The organism is Citrobacter sp. T1.2D-1 (assembly GCF_950098555.1).
GTDB lineage: Bacteria > Pseudomonadota > Gammaproteobacteria > Enterobacterales > Enterobacteriaceae > Citrobacter_A > Citrobacter_A telavivensis.
Genome location: NZ_CATNHH010000003.1, coordinates 60666 through 84693, shown reverse-complemented (window position 1 = coordinate 84693; position 24028 = coordinate 60666). Strand labels below are relative to the sequence as shown.

General features: G+C 54.2%; 22 protein-coding genes. 15 read left to right on the top strand and 7 right to left on the bottom strand.

What is annotated here, in order from left to right:
- Positions 1-12: 12 nt before the first annotated feature.
- From mlaD to mlaF, 3 genes are read right to left on the bottom strand one after another with little or no spacing between them, the layout of a single operon-like run.
- The gene (gene mlaD / locus QQZ17_RS05100; protein ID WP_152406161.1) at positions 13-570 is read right to left on the bottom strand and encodes an outer membrane lipid asymmetry maintenance protein MlaD; all 558 of its coding nucleotides are present in this window, start codon (positions 568-570) and stop codon (positions 13-15) included.
- 4 nt (positions 571-574) lie between these two features.
- Positions 575-1357, bottom strand: coding sequence for a lipid asymmetry maintenance ABC transporter permease subunit MlaE (mlaE, locus tag QQZ17_RS05095; protein WP_042325057.1), 783 nt, complete (start codon positions 1355-1357; stop codon positions 575-577).
- Positions 1358-1364: 7 nt separating this feature from the next.
- Positions 1365-2177, bottom strand: coding sequence for a phospholipid ABC transporter ATP-binding protein MlaF (gene mlaF / locus QQZ17_RS05090; RefSeq protein WP_152406162.1), 813 nt, complete (start codon positions 2175-2177; stop codon positions 1365-1367).
- Positions 2178-2385: 208 nt separating this feature from the next.
- On the opposite strand from mlaF, the gene QQZ17_RS05085 reads away from it, so the two are divergent.
- The 12 genes from QQZ17_RS05085 (at position 2386) to yrbL (ending at position 11164) form a co-directional block, all read left to right on the top strand.
- Positions 2386-3363, top strand: a complete 978-nt coding sequence (locus QQZ17_RS05085; protein WP_152406163.1) for a calcium/sodium antiporter — start codon at positions 2386-2388, stop codon at positions 3361-3363.
- A gap of 14 nt (positions 3364-3377) precedes the next feature.
- The gene (gene kdsD, locus QQZ17_RS05080; protein ID WP_042325051.1) at positions 3378-4364 is read left to right on the top strand and encodes an arabinose-5-phosphate isomerase KdsD; all 987 of its coding nucleotides are present in this window, start codon (positions 3378-3380) and stop codon (positions 4362-4364) included.
- 20 nt (positions 4365-4384) lie between these two features.
- Complete coding sequence (kdsC, locus tag QQZ17_RS05075; RefSeq protein WP_046488128.1) at positions 4385-4951, top strand: 3-deoxy-manno-octulosonate-8-phosphatase KdsC; 567 nt, start codon at positions 4385-4387, stop codon at positions 4949-4951.
- Positions 4948-5523 carry an LPS export ABC transporter periplasmic protein LptC gene (lptC, locus tag QQZ17_RS05070; protein WP_042325047.1) on the top strand — a complete coding sequence of 192 codons (576 nt, stop codon included), beginning with the start codon at positions 4948-4950 and terminating at the stop codon, positions 5521-5523. Before kdsC ends, lptC begins: the two co-directional genes overlap by 4 nt.
- Entirely contained in the window at positions 5492-6046 is a 555-nt protein-coding gene (gene lptA / locus QQZ17_RS05065; RefSeq protein ID WP_042325045.1) for a lipopolysaccharide ABC transporter substrate-binding protein LptA, read from the top strand. The genes lptC and lptA overlap by 32 nt, the downstream gene beginning before the upstream one ends.
- Positions 6047-6052: 6 nt before the next feature.
- A complete protein-coding gene (gene lptB / locus QQZ17_RS05060) occupies positions 6053-6778 on the top strand; it encodes an LPS export ABC transporter ATP-binding protein (RefSeq protein WP_042325043.1) in 726 nt (241 codons plus the stop codon).
- 47 nt (positions 6779-6825) lie between these two features.
- Positions 6826-8259 (top strand): RNA polymerase factor sigma-54, encoded by a 1434-nt coding sequence (rpoN, locus tag QQZ17_RS05055; protein WP_152406164.1) that lies wholly within the window; start codon positions 6826-6828, stop codon positions 8257-8259.
- 22 nt (positions 8260-8281) lie between these two features.
- Entirely contained in the window at positions 8282-8569 is a 288-nt protein-coding gene (hpf, locus tag QQZ17_RS05050; RefSeq protein WP_003025078.1) for a ribosome hibernation promoting factor, read from the top strand.
- Between the two features lie 115 nt (positions 8570-8684).
- Positions 8685-9176 carry a PTS IIA-like nitrogen regulatory protein PtsN gene (gene ptsN, locus QQZ17_RS05045; RefSeq protein WP_046488143.1) on the top strand — a complete coding sequence of 164 codons (492 nt, stop codon included), beginning with the start codon at positions 8685-8687 and terminating at the stop codon, positions 9174-9176.
- A gap of 33 nt (positions 9177-9209) precedes the next feature.
- Positions 9210-10064 carry an RNase adapter RapZ gene (rapZ, locus tag QQZ17_RS05040; protein WP_012908509.1) on the top strand — a complete coding sequence of 285 codons (855 nt, stop codon included), beginning with the start codon at positions 9210-9212 and terminating at the stop codon, positions 10062-10064.
- Positions 10061-10333, top strand: coding sequence for a PTS phosphocarrier protein NPr (npr, locus tag QQZ17_RS05035; protein WP_152406165.1), 273 nt, complete (start codon positions 10061-10063; stop codon positions 10331-10333). The genes rapZ and npr overlap by 4 nt, the downstream gene beginning before the upstream one ends.
- Before the next feature lie 198 nt (positions 10334-10531).
- Positions 10532-11164 (top strand): PhoP regulatory network protein YrbL, encoded by a 633-nt coding sequence (gene yrbL, locus QQZ17_RS05030; RefSeq protein ID WP_152406166.1) that lies wholly within the window; start codon positions 10532-10534, stop codon positions 11162-11164.
- Here yrbL and mtgA read toward each other — a convergent pair.
- From mtgA to QQZ17_RS05010, 4 genes are all read right to left on the bottom strand, one after another.
- Positions 11161-11880 (bottom strand): monofunctional biosynthetic peptidoglycan transglycosylase, encoded by a 720-nt coding sequence (gene mtgA / locus QQZ17_RS05025; RefSeq protein WP_152406167.1) that lies wholly within the window; start codon positions 11878-11880, stop codon positions 11161-11163. The two genes, yrbL and mtgA, sit on opposite strands and share 4 nt — an antisense overlap.
- Positions 11877-12530, bottom strand: a complete 654-nt coding sequence (gene elbB / locus QQZ17_RS05020) for an isoprenoid biosynthesis glyoxalase ElbB (protein WP_152406168.1) — start codon at positions 12528-12530, stop codon at positions 11877-11879. Before elbB ends, mtgA begins: the two co-directional genes overlap by 4 nt.
- A 228-nt stretch (positions 12531-12758) precedes the next feature.
- Complete coding sequence (arcB, locus tag QQZ17_RS05015; RefSeq protein ID WP_152406169.1) at positions 12759-15095, bottom strand: aerobic respiration two-component sensor histidine kinase ArcB; 2337 nt, start codon at positions 15093-15095, stop codon at positions 12759-12761.
- A gap of 93 nt (positions 15096-15188) precedes the next feature.
- Complete coding sequence (locus tag QQZ17_RS05010) at positions 15189-16118, bottom strand: TIGR01212 family radical SAM protein (RefSeq protein ID WP_152406170.1); 930 nt, start codon at positions 16116-16118, stop codon at positions 15189-15191.
- Between the two features lie 686 nt (positions 16119-16804).
- Between QQZ17_RS05010 and gltB the strand changes: the two genes are divergently transcribed.
- From gltB to QQZ17_RS04995, 3 genes are all read left to right on the top strand, one after another.
- Positions 16805-21265, top strand: a complete 4461-nt coding sequence (gene gltB / locus QQZ17_RS05005; protein ID WP_152406171.1) for a glutamate synthase large subunit — start codon at positions 16805-16807, stop codon at positions 21263-21265.
- Between the two features lie 12 nt (positions 21266-21277).
- The gene (gltD, locus tag QQZ17_RS05000; RefSeq protein WP_152406172.1) at positions 21278-22696 is read left to right on the top strand and encodes a glutamate synthase subunit GltD; all 1419 of its coding nucleotides are present in this window, start codon (positions 21278-21280) and stop codon (positions 22694-22696) included.
- 212 nt (positions 22697-22908) lie between these two features.
- Positions 22909-24006, top strand: a complete 1098-nt coding sequence (locus QQZ17_RS04995; RefSeq protein WP_152406405.1) for a PDDEXK nuclease domain-containing protein — start codon at positions 22909-22911, stop codon at positions 24004-24006.
- The last annotated feature ends 22 nt before the right edge of the window (positions 24007-24028 follow it).

Here is a 24028-nt window from a genome sequence, read left to right as displayed (position 1 = left end):
ATTCTCCTGAGATTAATTCGTTGTGCCCGCAGGCCCAGTGGCTTCATTATGACCTTCGGTCGGCGCCGATGCATCGCCAGAATTCTTATTGTCATCGCCTTTACTGTTGCTGTTGTAAAGGAACTGACCAATCATATCTTCCAGCACCATCGCGGATTTAGTGTCCTGGATCGTGCCGCCATCCTTGAGGATAGACGTTCCGAGCTCAGGATCTTCAAAACCAACGTTCAGCGCCAGGTACTGTTCCCCCAGCAGACCGGACGTCCGGATGCTCAGTGAACTGGTATCAGGGATGTTGTTATAGCGCTCTTCGATGTCCAGCGTCACACGGGGTAAATAGGTCTTCGGGTCTAAGGAAATATCCGCCACGCGGCCAACCACCACGCCACCGATGCGCACCGGCGAACGCACTTTCAGACCGCCGATATTATCGAATGTCGCGTAAATCGTGTAGGTCGGTTCTGTGCGCATAGAGGTCACGTTGGCCGCCTTCAGGCAGACAAACAGCGCGGCCAGCAATGCGGCTAACAAAAAGATCCCCACCCAAATTTCATTTTTTTTCGTTTGCATGAACTCAATTCCCAAACATCAATGCGGTCAGTACAAAGTCCAGACCCAGAACGGCCAGCGACGAGTGCACAACGGTGCGTGTGGTTGCCCGGCTAATGCCTGCCGAGGTCGGAATCGCATCATACCCATTGAACAATGCAATCCAGGTTACCGTAATGGCGAACACCACGCTTTTAATCAAACAGTTGACCAGATCCAGACGCCAGTCGACGGCATTCTGCATCGCAGACCAGAAGAAACCGGCGTCAATCCCCTTCCAGCTTACGCCGACCAGAGAACCGCCCCAGATCCCTACGGCCACAAACAAAATCGTCAGCAGCGGCAGCGAAATCACGCCCGCCCAGAAACGCGGGGAGATCACCCGACGCAGTGGGTCGACGGCCATCATTTCCATACTGGAAAGCTGCTCCGTGGCGCGCATCAGGCCAATTTCAGCGGTCAGAGCGGAACCCGCACGACCGGCAAACAGCAGCGCGGCGACGACCGGACCGAGTTCACGTAGCAGCGACAGCGCCACTAACATCCCCAGACTGGTTTCCGCACTATAGGTGGTGAGTACCAGATAGCCCTGCAACCCCAGCACCATGCCGATAAACACGCCAGAAACAATAATGATCAGCATCGACAAGACGCCCACATTATAAAGCTGGCGCACCAGCAGCGGCGCGTGTTTACGAAATTCCGGTTTGCCGACCAGCGCATTGAACAACATTAACCCAGCGCGCCCGAACGTTCTGAGGGTTTTAATCCCCTTATGTCCCAGCGTCGCCAGTGCATTTAACAGCATGAGTGGCTTAACTCCCTGTTCCGAGTAAATCAGAGTGATAATCGCCCGCAGGATAGCGGAACGGGACCGGCCCGTCTGCAATGCCATCCAGGAACTGACGTACGCGCGGGTCGTCATTCTCTTGCAGCGCTTGCGCGCTGCCGTGGGCCACAATCTTTTTGTCCGCCATAATATAGGCGTGATCGGCAATGCTCAGAACCTCCGGCACATCGTGAGAGACCACGACGCAGGTCACGCCCAGCGCATTGTTTAATTCTGAAATCAGTTTGACCAGCACGCCCATGGTGATCGGATCCTGACCGACAAACGGTTCATCAAACATGATGAGATCCGGTTCCAGCGCAATGGCGCGCGCTAACGCCGCCCGACGGGCCATCCCTCCGGACAGTTCTGAAGGCATCAGTTTTGCCGCACCGCGCAGACCGACGGCTTCCAGTTTCATCATCACCGTGCTTTTCAATAACGACGGGGGAAGCGTGGTATGTTCGCGTAACGGATATGCCACGTTATCAAACACGTTCATGTCAGTGAACAGCGCCCCTGACTGAAACAGCATACTCATCCGTTTGCGTACCGTGTAGAGGCGCGAGCGAGACATTTCAGGGATGTTCTCACCATCAAACAGGATCTCTCCCTTATCTGGCAGAATTTGTCCGCCGATCAGGCGCAGCAGCGTCGTTTTACCGATCCCCGATGGCCCCATGATCGCGGTGATCTTGCCACGCGGTACGGTCAGAGAGATGTTATCGAAAATGCAGCGATCGCCGCGCGTAAAGCTGACATCGCGCATGTCGACTAAATTCGCCACAGACTGACCCATTGATTCATCCTTCGTGTTGCTTGTTGATCTCAGCATGGCGTGGAATTTAGCCATGAACCCAACATATTTACAGAATATTACCCGCGCTGGTTAGCGAAAGCTGGCATTTGTTTTACTTTTTAGCTGCATAAAGTCAAAATTAAGACTTCGTAACGGTTTCCAGACAATCCCGGTGGACCGGCGAGTATACCTGAAGAAAGGACTTTAGATGCTTTTAGCCACGGCGCTGTTAATTATTGGTTTATTATTGGTCGTCTACGGCGCCGACCGCCTGGTATTTTCCGCGTCAATCCTATGCCGAACCTTCGGGATCCCGCCGCTGATCATTGGTATGACGGTAGTCAGTATAGGCACATCTCTGCCTGAAATTATTGTTTCTGTCGCCGCCTCCCTGCACGGGCAGGTAGATTTAGCCGTTGGCACCGCGCTCGGATCCAACATAACCAACATTTTGTTGATCCTCGGACTTGCCGCGCTGATCCACCCTTTTACCGTGCATTCCGATATTCTACGTCGCGAATTACCGCTAATGTTACTGGTTAGCGTCGTGGCCGGATCCGTACTGTATGACGGACAACTCAGCCGCAGCGATGGTATCTTTCTTTTACTATTAGCCGTGTTATGGCTGTTGTTCATTGTTAAAATCGCCCGTCTCGCTGAGCGTCAGGGCAATGACAGTCTCACGCGGGAGCAGGTTGCTGAATTGCCGCGCGAAGGCGGACTGCCGGTGGCGTTTTTATGGCTGGGCATTGCGCTGATTATCATGCCAATGGCCACCCGAATGGTGGTGGATAACGCCACCGTGATTGCCAATTACTTCGCGATGAGCGAACTGACGATTGGCCTGACGGTAATCGCGATCGGCACCAGCCTGCCTGAACTGGCAACCGCCATCGCGGGCGTGCGCAAAGGTGAGAACGATATCGCGGTGGGCAATATTATCGGCGCGAACATTTTTAACCTCACCATTGTCCTCGGCCTCCCCGCCCTGATTACGCCGGGTGAGGTGAACCCGTTGGCGTTCAGCCGTGACTACAGCGTGATGCTGCTGGTGAGCATCATCTTTGCATTACTTTGCTGGCGGCGTCCCCGCCAGTCCGGTCGCGGCGCGGGCGTGCTGTTGACCGGCGGTTTTATCGTATGGCTGGCGATGTTGTATTGGCTGTCGCCGCTTCTCGTTGGATAACTGGAAACAGACATATGTCGCACTTAGCGTTACAACCGGGTTTTGACTTTCAGCAAGCCGGCAAAGAGGTTCTGGCGATTGAACGTGAAGGCCTGGCGGAACTCGATCAGTACATCAACCAGGATTTCACTCTCGCCTGTGAAAAAATGTTCAATTGCACCGGCAAAGTGGTGGTGATGGGCATGGGGAAATCGGGGCATATTGGCCGCAAAATGGCCGCGACCTTTGCCAGCACCGGTACCTCTTCATTCTTCGTCCATCCGGGTGAAGCCGCCCACGGCGATCTGGGGATGGTGACCTCGCAGGATGTGGTGATTGCCATCTCCAACTCTGGAGAATCCAGCGAGATCGCGGCCCTGATTCCGGTCCTTAAGCGACTGCAGGTTCAGCTTATCTGCATCACCGGTCGACCAGAAAGCAGCATGGCACGTGCTGCGGATGTCCATCTGTGTGTTAAAGTACCGCAAGAAGCCTGCCCGCTTGGACTGGCACCAACGAGCAGCACCACCGCCACGTTAGTGATGGGCGATGCGCTGGCGGTGGCGTTATTAAAGGCGCGCGGCTTTACCGCAGAGGATTTTGCCTTGTCGCATCCGGGCGGTGCGCTGGGGCGTAAACTGCTGCTGCGCGTTAACGATATTATGCATACGGGCGATGAGATCCCGCATGTCACCAAAGATGCCAGTCTGCGCGACGCGCTGCTGGAAATCACCCGCAAGAACCTCGGGATGACCGTGATTTGCGATGATGCGATGAAGATCGACGGTATCTTCACCGACGGTGATTTACGTCGCGTCTTTGATATGGGTGTTGACGTGCGCCAACTCGGTATTGCCGACGTGATGACGCCAGGGGGCATTCGCGTGCGTCCAGGAATTCTGGCGGTCGATGCCCTGAACTTAATGCAGTCCCGCCATATCACCTCCGTGATGGTTGCCGATGGCGACCAGTTACTCGGTGTGTTACATATGCATGATCTCCTGCGTGCAGGCGTTGTGTAGAAATTCAAGGATAAAGAGAAATGAGCAAAGCAGGTGCGTCGCTTGCGACCTGTTATGGACCCGTCAGCGCGGACGTCATCGCCAAAGCAGAGAATATCCGTCTGCTGATTCTTGATGTCGATGGCGTACTGTCGGATGGCCTGATTTATATGGGCAACAACGGTGAAGAACTGAAAGCTTTCAACGTCCGTGACGGTTACGGGATTCGTTGTGCGCTGACGTCTGATATCGACGTCGCCATCATTACCGGACGAAAAGCTAAACTAGTAGAAGATCGGTGTGCCACACTGGGGATCACGCATCTGTATCAGGGGCAGTCGGACAAACTGGTCGCCTTTCACAGTCTGCTGGCAAAACTGGCGATTGCGCCGGAAAACGTGGCCTACGTCGGGGATGATCTGATCGACTGGCCAGTGATGGAAAAAATTGGCCTAAGCATTGCCGTTGCGGATGCGCATCCGTTACTGCTTCCGCGCGCGGATTACGTCACCAAAATCGCGGGCGGACGCGGCGCGGTACGCGAAGTCTGTGATTTACTATTACTGGCGCAGGGTAAGCTTGATGAGGCCAAAGGGCAATCGATATGAGTAAAGCCAGACGTTGGGTTATCATTCTACTGTCGTTGGCCGTGCTGGTGCTGATTGGTATTAACCTGGCCGATAAAGACGACACGGCTCAGGTGGTGGTGAATACGAGCGATCCGACCTACAAGAGCGAGCACACGGACACCGTTGTCTACAGTCCGGAAGGCGCACTGAGCTATCGTTTGATCGCCCAACATGTTGAATATTATTCCGATCAGGCCGTTTCGTGGTTCACGCAACCCGTGTTAACGACGTTTGATAAGGACAAGATCCCGACGTGGTCAATCAAGGCTGATAAAGCCAAACTGACCGAGGATCGAATGCTGTATCTTTATGGTCACGTTGAAGTCAACGCGCTGGTGCCTGACGCTCAACTTCGCAGAATTACCACCGATAACGCGCAGATCAATCTGGTGACGCAGGATGTTACCTCTGAAGACCTTGTCACGTTATACGGAACTACATTTAACTCCAGCGGACTGAAAATGCGCGGCAACTTACGCAGCAAGAACGCCGAGCTGATTGAAAAGGTTAGAACCTCCTATGAAATTCAAAACAAACAAACTCAGCCTTAATCTTGTGCTTGCCAGCTCACTTCTGGCCGCCAGTATTCCGGCGTTCGCCGTCACCGGTGATACCGAACAGCCGATCCACATTGAATCGGACCAGCAGTCTCTGGATATGCAGGGCAACGTCGTGACCTTCACCGGCAATGTCATTGTGACCCAGGGCACCATCAAAATTAACGCCGATAAAGTGGTCGTTACCCGTCCTGGCGGTGAAGAGGGCAAAGAGGTCATTGACGGCTTCGGCAACCCGGCCACCTTCTATCAAATGCAGGACAACGGTAAGCCGGTAAAAGGCCATGCGTCGAAAATGCATTATGAGCTGGCGAAAGATTTTGTCGTGCTCACCGGCAATGCGTACCTGGAACAGCTCGACAGCAACATCACCGGGGACAAAATTACCTATCTGGTGAAAGAGCAGAAAATGCAGGCCTTCAGTGAGAAAGGCAAGCGTGTGACCACTGTTCTGGTTCCGTCGCAGTTGCAGGACAAAAACAAAAACCAGGCCCCGGCTCAGAAGAAGAGTAACTAATTCGCTATGGCAACATTAACTGCAAAGAATCTGGCGAAGGCCTATAAAGGCCGCCGCGTCGTGGAAGATGTCAGCCTGACCGTCAACTCGGGCGAGATTGTCGGTCTGCTTGGGCCAAACGGTGCGGGTAAAACCACCACCTTTTACATGGTCGTCGGTATTGTGCCGCGCGATGCCGGTAACATCATCATTGATGATGAAGACATCAGCCTGCTGCCGCTACATGCCCGCGCACGCCGCGGGATTGGCTATCTGCCACAGGAAGCCTCGATTTTCCGTCGTCTGAGCGTGTTCGACAACCTGATGGCAGTACTGCAAATTCGTGACGATCTCTCTAGCGAACAGCGTGAAGACCGTGCGAACGAGCTGATGGAAGAGTTTCACATTGAGCATCTGCGCGACAACATGGGTCAGTCGCTCTCCGGGGGGGAACGTCGCCGTGTGGAAATCGCCCGCGCGCTGGCCGCCAATCCAAAATTTATCCTGCTGGATGAACCGTTTGCTGGTGTTGACCCCATCTCCGTTATCGATATCAAACGCATTATTGAGCATCTGCGTGACAGCGGCCTCGGCGTGTTGATTACCGACCATAACGTCCGTGAAACGCTGGCCGTGTGTGAACGGGCCTATATCGTGAGCCAGGGACACCTGATTGCGCACGGTACGCCGACAGAAATCCTGCAGGACGAACACGTTAAGCGCGTATACCTTGGGGAAGACTTCAGACTCTGATAGGGTAGAAGTTTGTGACGTCATAGCGGGAGAAGACGACTCTGAACATGAAGCAAGGTTTGCAACTCAGGCTGAGCCAACAACTGGCGATGACGCCGCAACTACAACAGGCGATTCGTCTGTTGCAGTTGTCCACGCTGGAACTGCAGCAGGAACTCCAGCAGGCGCTGGAAAGTAATCCGCTGCTGGAGCAAACCGATCTTCACGACGAAGTTGATACCCACGAAACTCAGGACAGTGAATCGCTGGATACCGCCGACGCCCTCGAACAAAAAGAGATGCCGGAAGAGTTACCGCTCGACGCCAGCTGGGATGAAATCTACACCGCCGGGACGCCATCGGGCACCAGCGGTGACTACATCGACGATGAACTGCCCGTTTACCAGGGAGAAACCACACAGACCCTGCAGGATTATCTGATGTGGCAGGTAGAACTTACCCCGTTCTCCGATACCGACCGCGCGATCGCCACCTCGATTGTTGATGCCGTTGACGACACTGGCTATCTCACCGTTTCGCTGGACGATATCCTCGAAAGCATGGGCAATGAAGAGGTGGGTCTTGACGAGGTTGAAGCCGTTCTCAAACGTATTCAGCGGTTTGATCCTGTTGGCGTGGCGGCAAAAGATCTGCGCGATTGTCTGCTGATCCAGCTCTCGCAGTTCGACAAAGCGACGCCTTTCCTTGAAGAAGCCCGGCAGATCATCAGCGATCATCTCGATCTGCTGGCGAACCACGACTTCCGCACCCTGATGCGCGTCACGCGCCTCAAAGAAGAGGTGCTCAAAGAGGCGGTCAATCTGATTCAGTCGCTCGATCCCCGCCCCGGTCAGTCGATCCAGACCGGTGAGCCAGAATACGTGATCCCGGATGTACTGGTGCGTAAGCATAACGGTCACTGGACGGTCGAGCTCAACGGCGACAGCGTTCCCCGCCTACAGATTAATCAGCACTACGCCGCAATGTGCAGCGGTGGACGCAATGACGCCGACAGCCAGTACATCCGCAGCAATTTGCAGGACGCAAAGTGGTTGATTAAGAGTCTGGAGAGCCGCAACGATACCCTGTTGCGCGTCAGTCGCTGCATCGTTGAACAGCAGCAAGCCTTCTTTGAGCAAGGCGAAGAGTTTATGAAACCGATGGTGCTGGCGGATATCGCCCAGGCCGTTGAGATGCACGAGTCGACCATTTCTCGTGTGACCACGCAGAAGTATCTGCACAGTCCACGCGGCATTTTTGAACTGAAGTATTTTTTCTCCAGCCATGTGAATACCGAGGGGGGTGGCGAAGCTTCCTCCACGGCGATCCGCGCACTGGTGAAGAAGTTGATTGCGGCGGAAAACCCCGCGAAGCCCCTGAGCGACAGCAAGCTAACATCGATATTGTCGGAACAAGGTATCATGGTGGCGCGCCGCACCGTTGCGAAGTACCGAGAGTCTTTATCCATTCCGCCGTCAAACCAGCGCAAACAACTGGTTTGACCCAACCGATAAGGAAGACACTATGCAGCTCAACATCACTGGAAACAACGTCGAGATCACAGAAGCCCTGCGTGACTTTGTGAATACCAAGTTCGCCAAACTCGAACAGTATTTCGACAGGATCAATCAGGTCTATATTGTGTTGAAAGTGGAGAAAGTCACCCACATCTCGGATGCAACACTGCATGTAAACGGTGGCGAAATTCATGCCAGCGCGGAAGGTCAGGATATGTACGCGGCCATTGATGGCCTGATTGATAAGCTGGCAAGACAGCTCACTAAACACAAAGATAAATTGAAACAACACTAATTGTCCGGGCAGTTAGCGGGTGCAGGACGGCCTGTTGTGCAGAACAACAGGCCATTTGTACAGTTAGCGCTCCGAACTTGTCCCGCCGTTGTGGGGCAGGTTCTTAGGTGAAATTATGATAAATAACGATACGTCTCTACAACTGAGCAGTGTACTTAACCAGGAATGTACGCGCAGTGCCGTTCACTGCCAGAGCAAAAAACGCGCGCTGGAAATCATCAGTGAACTGGCGGCAAAACAGCTCAGTTTACCGCCGCAGGTCGTTTTTGAAGCGATCCTGACGCGCGAAAAAATGGGCAGTACCGGCATCGGCAATGGGATCGCCATCCCGCACGGTAAGCTGGAAGAAGATACTCTGCGCGCCGTCGGCGTGTTTGTGCAACTGGAAACGCCAATCGCCTTCGACGCGATTGATAACCAACCCGTTGATCTGCTTTTTGCTCTGCTGGTGCCTGCGGATCAAACCAAAACGCATCTGCATACGTTATCACTGGTGGCTAAGCGCCTGGCGGATAAAACCATCTGCCGTCGGCTGCGCGCCGCACAAAGCGATGAAGAGTTGTATCAAATCATCACTGACACCGAAGGTGGTCAGGATGAAGCGTAACTCCCCTTTTGCCGTGGTGAGGAGAAACAGTACATGGTACTGATGATCGTCAGCGGTCGTTCAGGGTCAGGTAAATCTGTTGCCCTGCGCGCGCTGGAAGATATGGGCTTTTACTGCGTGGATAACCTCCCCGTGGTGCTGTTACCCGATCTGGCTCGTACGCTTGCCGAACGCCAGATTTCGGCAGCGGTCAGCATTGACGTACGCAATATGCCAGAGTCGCCAGAAATTTTTGAGCAGGCAATGAACAACCTGCCCGAGGCGTTCTCGCCGCAGCTGCTGTTTCTTGATGCCGATCGCAACACGTTGATTCGTCGCTATAGCGATACGCGTCGTCTGCACCCCCTCTCCAGCAAAAACCTGTCGCTGGAAAGCGCCATCGATCAGGAAAGCGACCTGCTGGAACCGCTGCGTTCTCGCGCCGACCTGATTGTCGACACCTCAGAAATGTCGGTACATGAACTGGCAGAAATGCTGCGAACTCGCCTGTTGGGTAAACGTGAGCGTGAACTGACCATGGTGTTTGAGTCCTTCGGCTTTAAGCATGGGATCCCCATCGATGCCGATTACGTCTTCGACGTACGCTTCCTGCCGAACCCGCACTGGGACCCGAAACTACGTCCGATGACCGGTCTCGACAAACCCGTTGCCGCCTTCCTCGACAGGCACACAGAAGTACACAATTTTATCTACCAGACTCGCAGCTATCTTGAGCTATGGTTACCCATGCTGGAGACCAACAACCGTAGCTATCTGACCGTTGCTATCGGTTGTACCGGCGGGAAACACCGTTCGGTGTATATTGCAGAACAGCTGGCAGACTACTTCCGCTCACGCGGTAAAAACGTACAGTCACGCCATCGTACGCTGGAAAAACGCAAAACATGACCGTGAAGCAAATTGTTGAAATTACGAATAAGCTGGGCATGCATGCCCGGCCAGCAATGAAGCTCTTTGAATTAATGCAGGGATTTGATGCGGAAGTCCTGCTACGAAATGATGAAGGCACCGAAGCGGAAGCCAACAGCGTCATCGCTTTGCTGATGCTGGACTCCGCCAAAGGCCGACAAATTGAGATCGAAGCCTCGGGTCCGCAAGAAGTCGAAGCGCTGGCCGCCGTCATCGCCCTTTTCAATTCGGGATTCGACGAAGACTAAGCTTTCACGTCCGACGGATAGCTTCACAGAAAACGCCACCCGGCGTTTTTTTATTTTTTACCCCCTTAACTGTACAATTCGTGCGCTTTTTCACTTAAGGATTATCTTAAGAAAACCTTAAGACAAGTCGTTTAGGTTTCATTTAACTTGAGTGTTCATACTGGATTATTGTCAGTAAATATTTCCAGGATATCACTCATGATTCGTTTATCAGCAGAGACTCCCCTGGGCACCGGACGACATCGTAAGTGCTATGCGCATCCGGATGATGCTCAGCGTTGTATTAAGATTGTTTACAACAGTGGCCAGGGCGGCGACAAAGAGACACAGCGCGAGCTGAAGTACTACGCGCACCTCTCTCGCTACCTGAAAGACTGGAGCGGTATCCCGCGCTATTACGGCACGGTAGAGACCGACTGCGGAACGGGTTATGTTTACGATGTGATTGCCGATTACGACGGCAAGCCGTCCATCACTCTCACCGAATTTGCCCGCCAATGTCGTTACGAAGACGACTTTGTCGTGCTACGTCAGATGCTGAAGAAGCTAAAACGCTACCTGCGTGACAACCATATCGTTACCATGACGCTGAAACCACAGAACGTTCTCTGTCACCGTATCAGCGAATCGGAAGTGGTGCCGGTGGTTTGCGATAACATTGGCGAAGGAACGTTGATCCCGCTGGCGACCTGGTCAAAATGGTTCTGCCGTCGTAAGCAGGAAAGATTGTGGCAGCGTTTTATCGCCCAACCGGTCCTGGCCGTCGCGCTGGAAAAAGAAGCCCAACCGAAAGAACGCGGCGGATTGTCGCTCTCTTCGCGCGAGGCTTAATGCAGGTGATGGCGGGTCATAAATGACTCCCCGCCCAACTGCCGCATTTGACGCAGTATCCACGCCTGACGGCTACGCACATAGCCTGAGGGCGCGGCGGCCTTAAAGCGCAGAGGATTGGGCAACACAGCAGCAAGCAGCGCCGCTTCTGACTGGGTTAATCGGCTGGCCGGTTTGCCAAAATAGCGCTGCGCCGCGGCTTCCACGCCAAATACGCCATCACCAAATTCCGCGATATTCAGGTAAACGGTGAGGATCCGTTTCTTACTCCAGACGGTCTCAACGCCGACCGTAAGCCCGGCCTCAAGTCCTTTGCGTAGCCAACTGCGCCCATCCCAGAGAAAGAGATTCTTAACGGTCTGCTGTGACAACGTCGAGGCACCGCGAATGCGGTTTTCATTACGTTCGTTATGTGACAACGCCTTCTCGATGGCGGCGACGTCAAAGCCCCAGTGGTCCGGGAAGGTCTGGTCTTCTGCGGCAATCACCGCGAGTCCCATCCACGGTGAGATCTCATCCATGCTCACCCAGTCGGAATGGGCAACATAGCCAAAATCGCCCTGTAGCCAGGCGCCTACCTGTCGCTCGACCATCACCGCCGAAAAGGGAACAGGCACCACGCTGAACAACGCAATGCCACCTCCCCAGAACACAGCAAGGACGATCGCGACACGCCACATCACCCGCCGCAGAAAGACGAAAACTCCTTTTTTCATTCCGCCAGAACCAGCACGCGTGATACCAGTTTTTCGATACCCATTGCCGCCTGAGCGATATCCTGCGCCAGCATATAGGCAGGCGTAGTGACGATTTTATTGTCTTCATCAACGACGATATCGTCGACCGGGCACGGTACATGCTCCGCCCCCATCTCTTCCAGCACTTCTGCCGTATCAATATCGGTCCCGATAGTCAAACGCAGCGGGAAGTCGAAGATTTTCGGCAGCATTGCCGGGGCGATGCACATAAAACCCAGCGGCTTACCAGACTGGTGCATCGCCAACGCGAGCCCGGCTAAATCCGGATCAACCCGGCATTCGCTGCCCTGACTGGCGAAGTTGCTCAAATTTTTAGCCGCGCCGAAACCACCGGGAACAATCAGCGCATCCAGGTCCGTCGAGACGGCCTGAGAAAGTGGACGAATATTGCCACGCGTAATACGAGCCGCTTCAATCAGCACATTGCGGGTTTCCGCCATCGGTTCGCCCGTCAGATGATTAATGACATCAACCTGCGCTTTGTCGGGCGCGAAGCAGACGGCCTGCGCACCGCTGCGGGCAATAGCCAGCAACGTCAGTACGGCTTCATGAATTTCAGCACCGTCATACACACCGCATCCACTAAGAACTACGCCAATTTTTTTCATTCAAATGTCCTTTTCACCACTTTCTGCAGCACATTAATAATTGTGATTAAAATGCTACGCTTCACACATTTAACTGATTCATGTAACAAAGCATTTAAGATTTGCTATCTTAACTGCGTGCGGCCCGAATTTAAGCGCTGCGCCTTTTAAATCACAATTATAACTTACGGCGCAGCCACGATTTCCCTGGTGTTGGCGCAGTATTCGCGCACCCCGGTCAAGCCGGGGTCATTTTTTTCCAGCGTTTGCCACCCAGGCTTTTAACACCGCAACGTCGTGTTGCCACTCCTGCTTCATCTCTTCAATCCATTCGCCCACGTTATCTTCCCATGCAGGAAGATCGGGTGACTGGATCTGCTGCCCCAGTTGTTGCAGATGACGAAGGCCAACAGAACCAGCAGCCCCTTTAATTTTGTGCCCTTCTTCAACCACACCTTTCTTATCACGCGCGGTCAGATTGGATTCCAGAACGCTTAAATAGCCTGGCATCATCTTCTCGAAGACTGCCAGCCCATCGGTAATCAGTTTCGGCCCCACCAGCTCTATGTACTGTTCCAGCATCGGAATATCTAATAGCGCTTGCGATTTACTGCTCTCTTCAGATTTCACCGTGCACTCCTCTTCGTCTTGGGTATCCCAGTACTTCTTAATCATGGCGGTTAACGCCGGTACCGATAGCGGCTTGCTCAGCACGTCATCCATACCCGCATCCAGATACTCTTTTTTATCTTTCAGGACGTTCGCCGTAAGCGCCACCAGTGGCGGCAGATCTTCACGCGTATAGCGCTGGGTTAGTTCGCGCGAAATATCGAGGCCGGTCATATCCGGCAACTGAATATCCAGCAACACCAGGTCATACTCACCCGGCGTGAACATCTCCAGCGCCGCTTTCCCGGTCATGGCGACATCCACGCTGTTGCCGAGTTTTTCCAGCACCGAGCGTGCCACAATGACGTTCAGTTCGATATCTTCCACCAGCAGGACGTTCAATGCCGGCAGCGGCAAATCATCATCCTCAAATGCATCTTCAACTTCTTCCGCCACCGCAGGCGCATTGACGGTCAAGGTAAAGATCGAGCCTTTGCCGGGCTGACTTACCACGGTGATATCCCCACCCATGTTTTTTGCCAGACGTCGCGAGACCGCCAGACCGATGCCCGTACCGGTCGCCGGTTTTCCGCCGTGGCTGTCTTTCACCTGATAATACATGGCGAAGATTTTATCCTGCTCATCCTGCGGAATGCCGATGCCGGAGTCTTCCACTTCAAAGTGCAGAATGCCGCCTGCGTCGTAACGTACGCGCACGGTCACCTGACCCTGCTGGGTAAATTTCACTGCGTTGCTGATAAGGTTCCACAGGATCTGCCGCAGACGCGTTCCGTCGGTCACGACTTTATGCGGCAGCGGCAAGGTCGGGTCGAGCACAAAACGCAATCCTTTCTGCTGCACCTGCAGGCCAGAGAGGTTCTCCAGATCGGCCAGGAAGCTGGTGAAATCCACCGGCTGGTTATCCAGTTGAACTTTGCGCCGCTCCATCTTATCCATATCAATGATATCGTTGAAGATATTCCCCAACGTCACGGCGGAGACATGGATAGTTTTCAGGTATTTTTCCTGCTCGGTCGTCAGTTCAGTATCCAGCAGAATACGGCTCAGGCCGACAATTCCGTTCAGCGGCGTACGCAGTTCGTGACTGATGGTGGAGATAAAGGTCGTTTTATCGCGACTGGCGCGTTCAAGTGCATCCTGATAGCGCTTGCGCTCGGTAATATCACGACCAAATCCCATCAGGCCATGACGTTTACCCACGCGATCGTAATAAGGTACTTTGCGGATTTCAAAACAGGCTTTGCGCCCGTCCGGATAATCGAGCCATTGCTCATAGGTCAGCGACACATTATGGCGGAAGACTTTTTCGTCGGTCTCAATGACCTTTTCGGCCGCTTCCGGCGAGTACACATCGGCAGGCTTTAAATGCACCAGCTGCTTTTCGCTTTTGCCGGTGAGCAATTCCATCGCCCGGTTACAGCCGGAAAACTCTTTATCTTCATTGCGATAAAAAACCAGATCTGGCGAGGCATCCAGAAAGGAACGTAAGAAAGAGGATTGCTGTTCAAGCTGAATCTGCGCCTCTTCGCGCTCTTTGATCTCAACTTTGAGCTGTTCAAACGTTGACTGGCGTTCCGCCTCCGCCTTTTCGCGGTCGGCAATCTCCTGATTCAACTGCGAAATATTATCTTTCAGTTGGACGTTAAGCTTGAGGTCGCGTTCGCGCATCTCTTCCAGCTTTTGCACCAGTCGGGATAACCGCTGACGGGACTCCTCCAGTTGCTCCACCACCACCGACAAAAAATAGACCGCCCAGGGGGTGATTAACAAACCAAAGAAAATGGAGCGAATGACATCGATCTGTTCGACCCGACCATGCAGCACCATGGTGACCGCCATCTGCACCACAATTGCCAGCACAACGAGCGCTAACGCCAGCAACAGCGAAAAGCGCACCAGACCCAATTTCATCATCAGGTCCACATAGTACTGCGCCAGCATACGAATTTGCTTCATCAGGGATTTCCTTTACGACAACCTGGCACAATAATACTCAATTCTGCGCAAGACGTTAGAGAATGTGCAAGAAATCCGTAGGCCCGTCATAGTTCAGGCGTCAGGCGAAACCCATGGCCGCCCAAGCGCAGAACCCTGTACGCCATGAGTATTCAAATAACGATCCAGTTCGACCATCCCGGTCCAGCGGTTTTCGCACCACAGCGGTGCCAGCAGCGTGGGGCGGCGTGCGCTGGCAGAAATACGATGATAAATCACCTCCGGCGGCGTATGGCGGATCATCTCGCCTGCGGTTTGCGTGTAGTCCGCCAGTTCAATCCCGTTCAGACGCCCCGCCTCCCATGCTCTGGCCATAATGCTTCCCTTCACGATGTGCAGCGGGTGCAGTTTGATGCCATCCACTCCCGTCTCCACCACCCGCTCAAGCGTTTGCAGGCATTCGGCCTGCCCTTCTCCCGGCAGGCCGACAATAAGATGCGAACAGACTTTCAGTCCGCGCTCACGCGCAAGGCGGGTCGTGCGCTGATAGCAGGCAAAATCGTGCCCGCGATTGATACGATGCAGGGTTTTGTCATGCGCGGTTTGCAATCCCAGCTCCAGCCACACTTCATAACCCTGATCTTTATATTCACAGAGCAGATCGAGAACCGCCTCCGGTACGCAGTCGGGACGCGTCCCCACGCACAGGCCAACAATACTGGCCTGGCTGACTGCCTGCTGATACATCGAACGCAATACCTGCACTTCAGCAAAGGTACTGGTGTAGGCCTGGAAGTAGGCCAGATAACGTTTCGCCCGATTAACCCGATGCGCCTGGTGCGCGAGCTGTTCCGCGATCGAATGATGCTGCTGCGCTTCATCCGCAAAAGAAGCAACATTACAGAAGGTGCAGCCGCCGCGTCCGATGGTGCCATCGCGATTTGGGCAGCTAAATCCACCGTGGAGCGTCAGTTTATGAACCTTTTGTCCATAACGACGAGAAAGATCCCCACCAAACATATTGACTAATTTCTGTAACTGCATAATCTGATAGACCGCGCCTTGAAAAGAGGCCAAAGCCTGCCATTTTTAGCCCTTGTCGGCGATGACCTGGATCAATCGCCCCGGCAGGCTTTTATCAATTGCATATCCAGTCAAAATAAACGATATTTCATTCACAACCCAGCCAATTACTTTTCCTTATCTCCGGCCATTTTTTTTATCTTCTGACGTCGATTGCGCAAAAACAGTGACATAAAACGCCATATCGCAACAAACCAGCATGAAACACTGTATATGACGGTGAATAAAGCGGAGACATGAGCTAACAGGCGGTTATGACAGTGAGACAGATCACACTCCCCGCCTCGTTTCCAGTACGTTAATTCAATGTCAAAATGATATTATTCTTAATACTTTCATCAAGATATATGCTCGATAGCACATTATTAGAGAAATAAGATTGCCATTTGACCTGTGTGTGGATTCCCGATAACGTGGAAATCCGCTGGAAGCTTTCTGGATGAGCGGTGTGCTCATCATATTTATGCAGTAATTGAGATTCCCTCTGACAGCAAGTCCTCAAACTTGTTTGACCTAAGCGAAAAGGATAAAGAGGGCGAATGCGAGGTAAGCGTATGACACGCAAACCCCGTCGCCATGCTCTTGGTGTGCCCGTGCGCAAACGGTATCGGAAGGGGGTCCCGCAGAGCCTGGGGAGGTTCACTGATATGTTGTACGATAAATCCCTTGAGAAGGATAACTGTGGTTTCGGCCTGATCGCCCACATAGAAGGCGAACCTAGCCACAAGGTAGTGCGTACCGCCATACACGCACTGGCCCGAATGCAGCACCGTGGCGCAATCCTCGCCGATGGTAAAACGGGCGATGGTTGTGGTCTGCTGCTGCAAAAACCTGACCGCTTTTTCCGCATCGTTGCCGAAGAGCGCGGCTGGCGTTTAGCCAAAAACTACGCGGTCGGTATGATCTTCCTGAACAAAGATCCTGAACTGGCCGCTGCATCTCGCCGTATTGTCGAAGAAGAGCTTCAGCAGGAAACCCTGTCGATTGTTGGCTGGCGCGATGTGCCGACCAACGAAGGTGTACTGGGTGAAATCGCCCTCTCCTCCCTGCCGCGTATTGAACAAATTTTTGTGAATGCCCCTGCGGGCTGGCGTCCACGCGATATGGAACGTCGTCTGTTCATCGCCCGTCGCCGTATTGAAAAACGACTGCAGGAAGACAAAGACTTCTACGTCTGTAGCCTGTCAAACCTGGTCAACATCTATAAAGGTCTGTGTATGCCGGCGGATCTGCCGCGCTTCTACCTGGACCTCGCGGACCTGCGTCTGGAATCGGCCATCTGTCTGTTCCACCAGCGCTTTTCCACCAACACCGTGCCGCGCTGGCCGCTGGCGCAGCCGTTCCGCTACCTGGCGCACAACGGTGAGATCAACACCATTACCGGTAACCGCCAGTGGGCCCGCGCCCGTACCTATAAATTCCAGACCCCGCTGATCCCGGATCTGCACGACGCCGCGCCGTTCGTTAACGAAACCGGCTCCGATTCCAGTTCCATGGATAACATGCTGGAACTGCTGCTGGCCGGGGGGATGGATATCATCCGTGCCATGCGCCTTCTGGTGCCGCCGGCCTGGCAAAACAACCCGGATATGGATCCGGATCTGCGCGCCTTCTTTGACTTTAACTCCATGCACATGGAGCCGTGGGACGGCCCGGCGGGTATCGTCATGTCCGACGGGCGCTTCGCCGCCTGTAACCTCGATCGTAACGGTCTGCGTCCGGCGCGTTATGTCATCACCAAAGACAAGCTGATCACCTGCGCGTCTGAAGTCGGGATCTGGGACTACCAGCCTGACGAAGTGGTCGAAAAAGGTCGCGTCGGCCCGGGCGAACTGATGGTTATCGACACCCGTGGCGGCTGCATTCTGCATTCGGCCGAAACTGACGACGACCTGAAAAGCCGCCATCCGTATAAAGAATGGATGGAGAAGAACGTCCGTCGCCTGGTGCCGTTTGAAGATCTGGCTGACGATCGGGTGGGCCAGCGTGAACTGGACGACGACACGCTCGCCAGCTACCAGAAACAGTTTAACTACAGCGCCGAAGAGCTGGATTCCGTACTCCGCGTGCTCGGTGAAAACGGTCAGGAAGCGGTCGGCTCAATGGGTGACGATACCCCGTTTGCCGTACTTTCCAGCCAACCGCGCATTATTTACGACTACTTCCGCCAGCAGTTTGCTCAGGTGACTAACCCACCTATCGATCCGCTGCGTGAAGCACACGTCATGTCGCTGGCGACCAGCATCGGTCGCGAGATGAACGTCTTTTGCGAAGCGGAAGGACAGGCGCACCGTCTGAGCTTTAAATCGCCGATTCTGCTGTACTCCGATTTCCAACAGCTCACCACGATGAAAGAAGAGCACTATCGCGCTGACCGGCTGGATATCACCTTCGATGTAACGCAAACCACGCTGGAAGAAACGGTCAAAGCGCTGTGCGATACCGCCGAGCAGATGGTACGCAGCGGCACCGTTCTGCTGGTGCTGACGGATCGTAATATTGGCAAAAATCGTCTGCCGGTACCGGCTCCAATGGCGGTCGGCGCGGTACAGACGCGGCTGGTAGAACAGAGCCTGCGCTGCGATGCCAACATCATCGTCGAAACCGCCAGCGCCCGTGATCCACATCACTTCGCCGTGCTGCTGGGCTTTGGCGCAACGGCCATTTATCCGTACCTCGCGTACGAGACGCTGGGCCGTCTGATAGACACCCAGGCGATCGCCAAAAACTACCGTACCGTGATGCTGAACTACCGTAACGGCATCAATAAAGGGCTGTACAAGATCATGTCCAAAATGGGCATTTCGACCATCGCCTCCTACCGCTGCTCCAAACTGTTTGAAGCGGTAGGTCTGCATGATGATGTCGTTGCGCTGTGCTTCCAGGGCGTGGTCAGCCGTATCGGCGGCGCGGGTTTTGCTGACTTCCAGCAGGATCTGCTGAACCTGTCTAAGCGAGCCTGGCTGGCGCGTAAACCGATTACGCAGGGCGGCCTGCTGAAGTATGTGCACGGCGGCGAATACCACGCCTACAACCCGGATGTCGTACGTACTCTGCAACAGGCGGTTCAGAGTGGTGAATACAGCGACTATCAGGAATACGCAAAACTGGTCAACGAACGTCCCGCGACGACGCTACGCGATCTGCTGGCAATTAACCCCGGCGACGAGGCGGTCAGCATTGAGGCGGTCGAACCGGCAAGTGACCTGTTCAAACGTTTTGATACTGCGGCAATGTCGATTGGCGCACTGAGCCCGGAAGCACATGAAGCGCTGGCCGAAGCGATGAACAGCATCGGCGGTAATTCTAACTCTGGTGAAGGTGGCGAAGATCCGGCGCGCTACGGCACCAATAAAGTGTCGCGCATCAAACAGGTGGCTTCCGGTCGTTTCGGCGTCACGCCGGCGTACCTGGTTAACGCCGACGTCATTCAGATTAAAGTCGCTCAGGGCGCGAAGCCCGGCGAAGGCGGTCAGTTACCAGGTGACAAAGTGACCCCGTACATCGCTAAACTGCGCTACTCGGTGCCGGGCGTGACGCTGATCTCCCCGCCGCCGCACCACGATATCTACTCTATCGAGGATTTAGCACAGCTGATTTTCGACCTGAAGCAGGTTAACCCGAAAGCGATGATCTCCGTGAAGCTGGTTTCTGAACCGGGTGTCGGCACCATCGCCACCGGCGTAGCGAAAGCCTATGCGGATCTCATCACCATCGCCGGTTATGACGGCGGCACCGGCGCGAGCCCGCTCTCTTCGGTGAAATACGCGGGCTGTCCGTGGGAACTTGGACTGGTGGAAACCCAGCAGGCGCTGGTCGCTAACGGCTTGCGTCACAAGATCCGTTTGCAGGTCGACGGCGGTCTGAAAACCGGCGTGGATATCATTAAAGCGGCGATTCTCGGCGCAGAGAGCTTCGGCTTCGGGACCGGTCCGATGGTGGCGCTGGGCTGTAAATACCTGCGTATTTGCCATCTGAACAACTGTGCAACCGGCGTAGCAACCCAGGACGATAAACTGCGTAAGAACCACTATCACGGTCTGCCATTTAAAGTCACCAACTACTTTGAGTTCATCGCTCGCGAAACTCGCGAACTGATGGCGCAGCTTGGCGTGACGCGTCTGGTGGATCTGATTGGCCGTACCGACCTGTTGAAAGAACTGGACGGGTTTACCGCCAAACAGCAGAAGCTGGCGCTGTCCCGACTGCTGGAAACCGCAGAACCGCATCCCGGCAAAGCGCTGTACTGCACCGAAAACAACCCGCCGTTTGATAATGGCGTGCTGAACGCGCAGTTACTACAACAGGCGAAGCCGTATGTCGACGAACGCCAGAGCAAAACCTTCTGGTTCGATATTCGCAACACCGATCGGTCCGTTGGCGCATCGCTCTCGGGGTATATCGCTCAGACCCACGGCGATCAGGGACTGGCCTCTGACCCGATTAAAGCGTACTTCAGCGGCACGGCAGGCCAGAGCTTCGGCGTCTGGAACGCGGGCGGCGTGGAGCTGTATCTGACCGGCGATGCCAACGATTATGTCGGTAAAGGCATGGCGGGCGGCCTGCTGGCGGTACGTCCTCCGGTTGGTTCCGCTTTCCGCAGCCATGAGGCGAGCATCATCGGTAACACCTGCCTGTATGGTGCGACCGGTGGTCGTTTGTATGCCGCAGGGCGAGCAGGTGAACGTTTCGGGGTACGTAACTCCGGCGCGATCACCGTGGTGGAAGGGATTGGCGACAACGGTTGTGAATACATGACCGGCGGGATCGTCTGTATCCTCGGCAAAACCGGGGTGAACTTCGGCGCAGGCATGACGGGTGGGTTCGCCTACGTGCTGGACGAAGACGGCGAATTCCGTAAACGCGTGAACCCAGAACTGGTCGAAGTACTGGGCGTTGATGAACTGGCTATCCACGAAGAGCATCTGCGTGGCCTGATCACCGAACACGTGCAGCATACCGGTTCGCAGCGCGGAGAAGAGATTCTGGCCAACTGGTCAGCCTTCGCCAACAAATTCGCGCTGGTTAAACCGAAGTCCAGTGATGTGAAAGCACTGTTGGGTCACCGTAGTCGTAGCGCAGCAGAGCTGCGCGTGCAGGCGCAGTAAGGGGTAGCAACAATGAGTCAGAACGTATACCAGTTTATCGACCTGCAGCGTGTTGATCCGCCGAAGAAGCCGCTGAAGATCCGCAAAATCGAGTTTATTGAAATCTACGAACCGTTTTCAGAAGGTCAGGCAAAAGCGCAGGCAGACCGCTGTCTGTCCTGCGGCAACCCGTACTGTGAGTGGAAATGTCCGGTTCATAACTATATTCCAAACTGGCTGAAGCTCGCCAATGAAGGACGAATCTTTGAAGCAGCGGAACTGTCTCACCAGACCAATACGCTGCCCGAAGTGTGCGGACGCGTGTGCCCACAGGACAGACTCTGCGAAGGTTCCTGTACGCTGAACGATGAGTTTGGCGCCGTCACCATCGGCAACATCGAGCGTTATATCAATGATAAAGCGTTTGAAATGGGCTGGCGTCCGGATATGACCGGCGTTCGCCAGACCGACAAACGGGTGGCGATCATCGGCGCCGGCCCGGCTGGACTGGCCTGTGCCGACGTGTTAACCCGCAACGGTGTGAAGGCCGTGGTGTTTGACAGGCATCCGGAGATCGGCGGCCTGCTGACTTTTGGCATTCCGGCCTTCAAACTGGAAAAAGAGGTGATGACCCGCCGCCGTGAAATTTTCACCGGTATGGGGATCGAGTTCAAACTGAACGTGGAAGTGGGTCGTGATGTACAGCTCGACGACCTGCTGAAAGAGTACGATGCGGTATTCCTCGGCGTCGGCACCTATCAGTCCATGCGCGGCGGGCTGGAAAACGAAGATGCCGATGGCGTATTCGATGCCCTGCCGTTCCTGATCGCCAACACCAAGCAGATCATGGGCTTTGGTGAAACCACCGACGAGCCGTACGTCAATATGGAAGGGAAACGCGTGGTGGTGCTGGGCGGCGGCGATACCGCCATGGACTGCGTGCGGACCTCCGTTCGTCAGGGCGCAACGCACGTCACCTGCGCCTATCGTCGTGATGAAGAGAACATGCCGGGCTCCCGCCGCGAAGTGAAGAACGCGCGCGAGGAAGGCGTTGAGTTCCAGTTCAACGTGCAGCCGCTGGGCGTGGAAGTAAACGCCAATGGTAAGGTCTGCGGCGTGAAAATGGCGCGTACCGAAATGGGTGCGCCGGATGCGAAAGGCCGCCGCCGTGCGGAGATCGTAGCGGGTTCCGAGCACATCGTGCCGGCAGATGCCGTGGTCATGGCGTTTGGTTTCCGTCCTCACAGCATGGAGTGGCTGGCGAAACACAGCGTCGAACTGGATTCTCAGGGTCGAATCATCGCCCCGGAAGGCAGCGACAACGCTTTCCAGACCAGCAACCCGAAAATCTTCGCCGGTGGTGACATTGTGCGCGGTTCGGATCTGGTGGTTACCGCCATTGCCGAAGGGCGCAAAGCAGCTGACGGGATCATGAACTGGCTGGAAGTGTAGTAAACCTTTCTGACTCCCCTGCCCCGAGAACTCGCTCAGGGATGGGGAGTCACTCTTGTTCTTCACATTATCCCACCTCCATTCTTCGAAAGCGGCTCGCAAATATCGCCGTAAGTGGATGTAATGGGCTGAGAAGAATTGACCGCATATCCCTTAAGTATACTGATAGCGATATATTTTCAATTCGTAACTATCATGTCAGGGATAATATGATGGCAACAACATCAGCACAACACACAGACGATTATCAGCAAATCCACGACGGCATTATCCATCTGTTGGATACCGCCAGGACAGAGACCGTCCGCAACATCAACGCGATCATGACGGCGACGTACTGGGAAATTGGCCGACGCATTGTCGAGTTTGAGCAGGGCGGAGAAGCACGGGCAGCTTATGGTACTCAACTGATTGAGCAACTGTCCGTTGATTTAACCCGGCGCTATAAACGAGGTTTCTCAACCGGAAACCTGCGTCAAATTAGAGCTTTTTATCTTTATTTTCAGCATATTGAAATTCACCAGACGGTGTCTGGTGAATCTATAAATCTCATACAACTCGCCAGGATATTCCCGTTGCCCTGGTCAGCCTATGTCCGGCTCCTGTCGGTTAAAAACGCAGATGCCCGCACCTTTTACGAGAAAGAGACATTACGCAACGGTTGGTCGGTACGACAACTCGATCGGCAAATCGCTTCTCAGTTTTATGAACGGACAATGCTGTCTCATGATAAACCCGCATTGCTGCAACAGGCCGCACTCACCGTGCCCGACGTCTTACCAGAACACGCAATACGCGATCCCTTTATTCTCGAATTCCTCGAACTAAAGGATGTGTATTCGGAATCCGATCTGGAAGAAGCACTGATAAATCATCTGATGGAGTTTATGCTTGAGCTCGGTGACGATTTCGCTTTTGTCAGCCGCCAGCGCCGATTGCGCATTGACGATAGCTGGTTTCGCGTCGACCTGCTTTTCTTCCATCGCCGCTTGCGCTGTCTGTTAGTCGTTGACCTGAAAGTGGGAAAATTCAGCTATGCCGACGCAGGACAAATGAACATGTACCTGAACTACGCTAAAGAGCACTGGACAATGCCTGGGGAAAATCCGCCAGTCGGGTTAATCCTGTGTGCGGGAAAAGGAGCTGGAGAAGCACACTACGCGCTGAACGGTTTACCGAATACTGTGATGGCAAGCGAGTACAAAGTGCAATTACCTGACGAAAAATTACTGGCAGATGAACTCATCCGTTCGCAAATAGCACTGACAGCGCAGAAAATTGAATCCTCAGAAACGCGTTTGACGGAATGATGAACGGAAGGAATATAAAAAC

Bases quoted from the DNA above. Each gene is read 5' to 3' on its own strand.
- mlaD (WP_152406161.1), bottom strand. From the start codon at position 570: ATGCAAACGAAAAAAAATGAAATTTGGGTGGGGATCTTTTTGTTAGCC.
- mlaE (WP_042325057.1), bottom strand. From the start codon at position 1,357: ATGCTGTTAAATGCACTGGCGACGCTGGGACATAAGGGGATTAAAACC.
- mlaF (WP_152406162.1), bottom strand. From the start codon at position 2,177: ATGGGTCAGTCTGTGGCGAATTTAGTCGACATGCGCGATGTCAGCTTT.
- QQZ17_RS05085 (WP_152406163.1), top strand. From the start codon at position 2,386: ATGCTTTTAGCCACGGCGCTGTTAATTATTGGTTTATTATTGGTCGTC.
- kdsD (WP_042325051.1), top strand. From the start codon at position 3,378: ATGTCGCACTTAGCGTTACAACCGGGTTTTGACTTTCAGCAAGCCGGC.
- kdsC (WP_046488128.1), top strand. From the start codon at position 4,385: ATGAGCAAAGCAGGTGCGTCGCTTGCGACCTGTTATGGACCCGTCAGC.
- lptC (WP_042325047.1), top strand. From the start codon at position 4,948: ATGAGTAAAGCCAGACGTTGGGTTATCATTCTACTGTCGTTGGCCGTG.
- lptA (WP_042325045.1), top strand. From the start codon at position 5,492: ATGAAATTCAAAACAAACAAACTCAGCCTTAATCTTGTGCTTGCCAGC.
- lptB (WP_042325043.1), top strand. From the start codon at position 6,053: ATGGCAACATTAACTGCAAAGAATCTGGCGAAGGCCTATAAAGGCCGC.
- rpoN (WP_152406164.1), top strand. From the start codon at position 6,826: ATGAAGCAAGGTTTGCAACTCAGGCTGAGCCAACAACTGGCGATGACG.
- hpf (WP_003025078.1), top strand. From the start codon at position 8,282: ATGCAGCTCAACATCACTGGAAACAACGTCGAGATCACAGAAGCCCTG.
- ptsN (WP_046488143.1), top strand. From the start codon at position 8,685: ATGATAAATAACGATACGTCTCTACAACTGAGCAGTGTACTTAACCAG.
- rapZ (WP_012908509.1), top strand. From the start codon at position 9,210: ATGGTACTGATGATCGTCAGCGGTCGTTCAGGGTCAGGTAAATCTGTT.
- npr (WP_152406165.1), top strand. From the start codon at position 10,061: ATGACCGTGAAGCAAATTGTTGAAATTACGAATAAGCTGGGCATGCAT.
- yrbL (WP_152406166.1), top strand. From the start codon at position 10,532: ATGATTCGTTTATCAGCAGAGACTCCCCTGGGCACCGGACGACATCGT.
- mtgA (WP_152406167.1), bottom strand. From the start codon at position 11,880: ATGAAAAAAGGAGTTTTCGTCTTTCTGCGGCGGGTGATGTGGCGTGTC.
- elbB (WP_152406168.1), bottom strand. From the start codon at position 12,530: ATGAAAAAAATTGGCGTAGTTCTTAGTGGATGCGGTGTGTATGACGGT.
- arcB (WP_152406169.1), bottom strand. From the start codon at position 15,095: ATGAAGCAAATTCGTATGCTGGCGCAGTACTATGTGGACCTGATGATG.
- QQZ17_RS05010 (WP_152406170.1), bottom strand. From the start codon at position 16,118: ATGCAGTTACAGAAATTAGTCAATATGTTTGGTGGGGATCTTTCTCGT.
- gltB (WP_152406171.1), top strand. From the start codon at position 16,805: ATGTTGTACGATAAATCCCTTGAGAAGGATAACTGTGGTTTCGGCCTG.
- gltD (WP_152406172.1), top strand. From the start codon at position 21,278: ATGAGTCAGAACGTATACCAGTTTATCGACCTGCAGCGTGTTGATCCG.
- QQZ17_RS04995 (WP_152406405.1), top strand. From the start codon at position 22,909: ATGGCAACAACATCAGCACAACACACAGACGATTATCAGCAAATCCAC.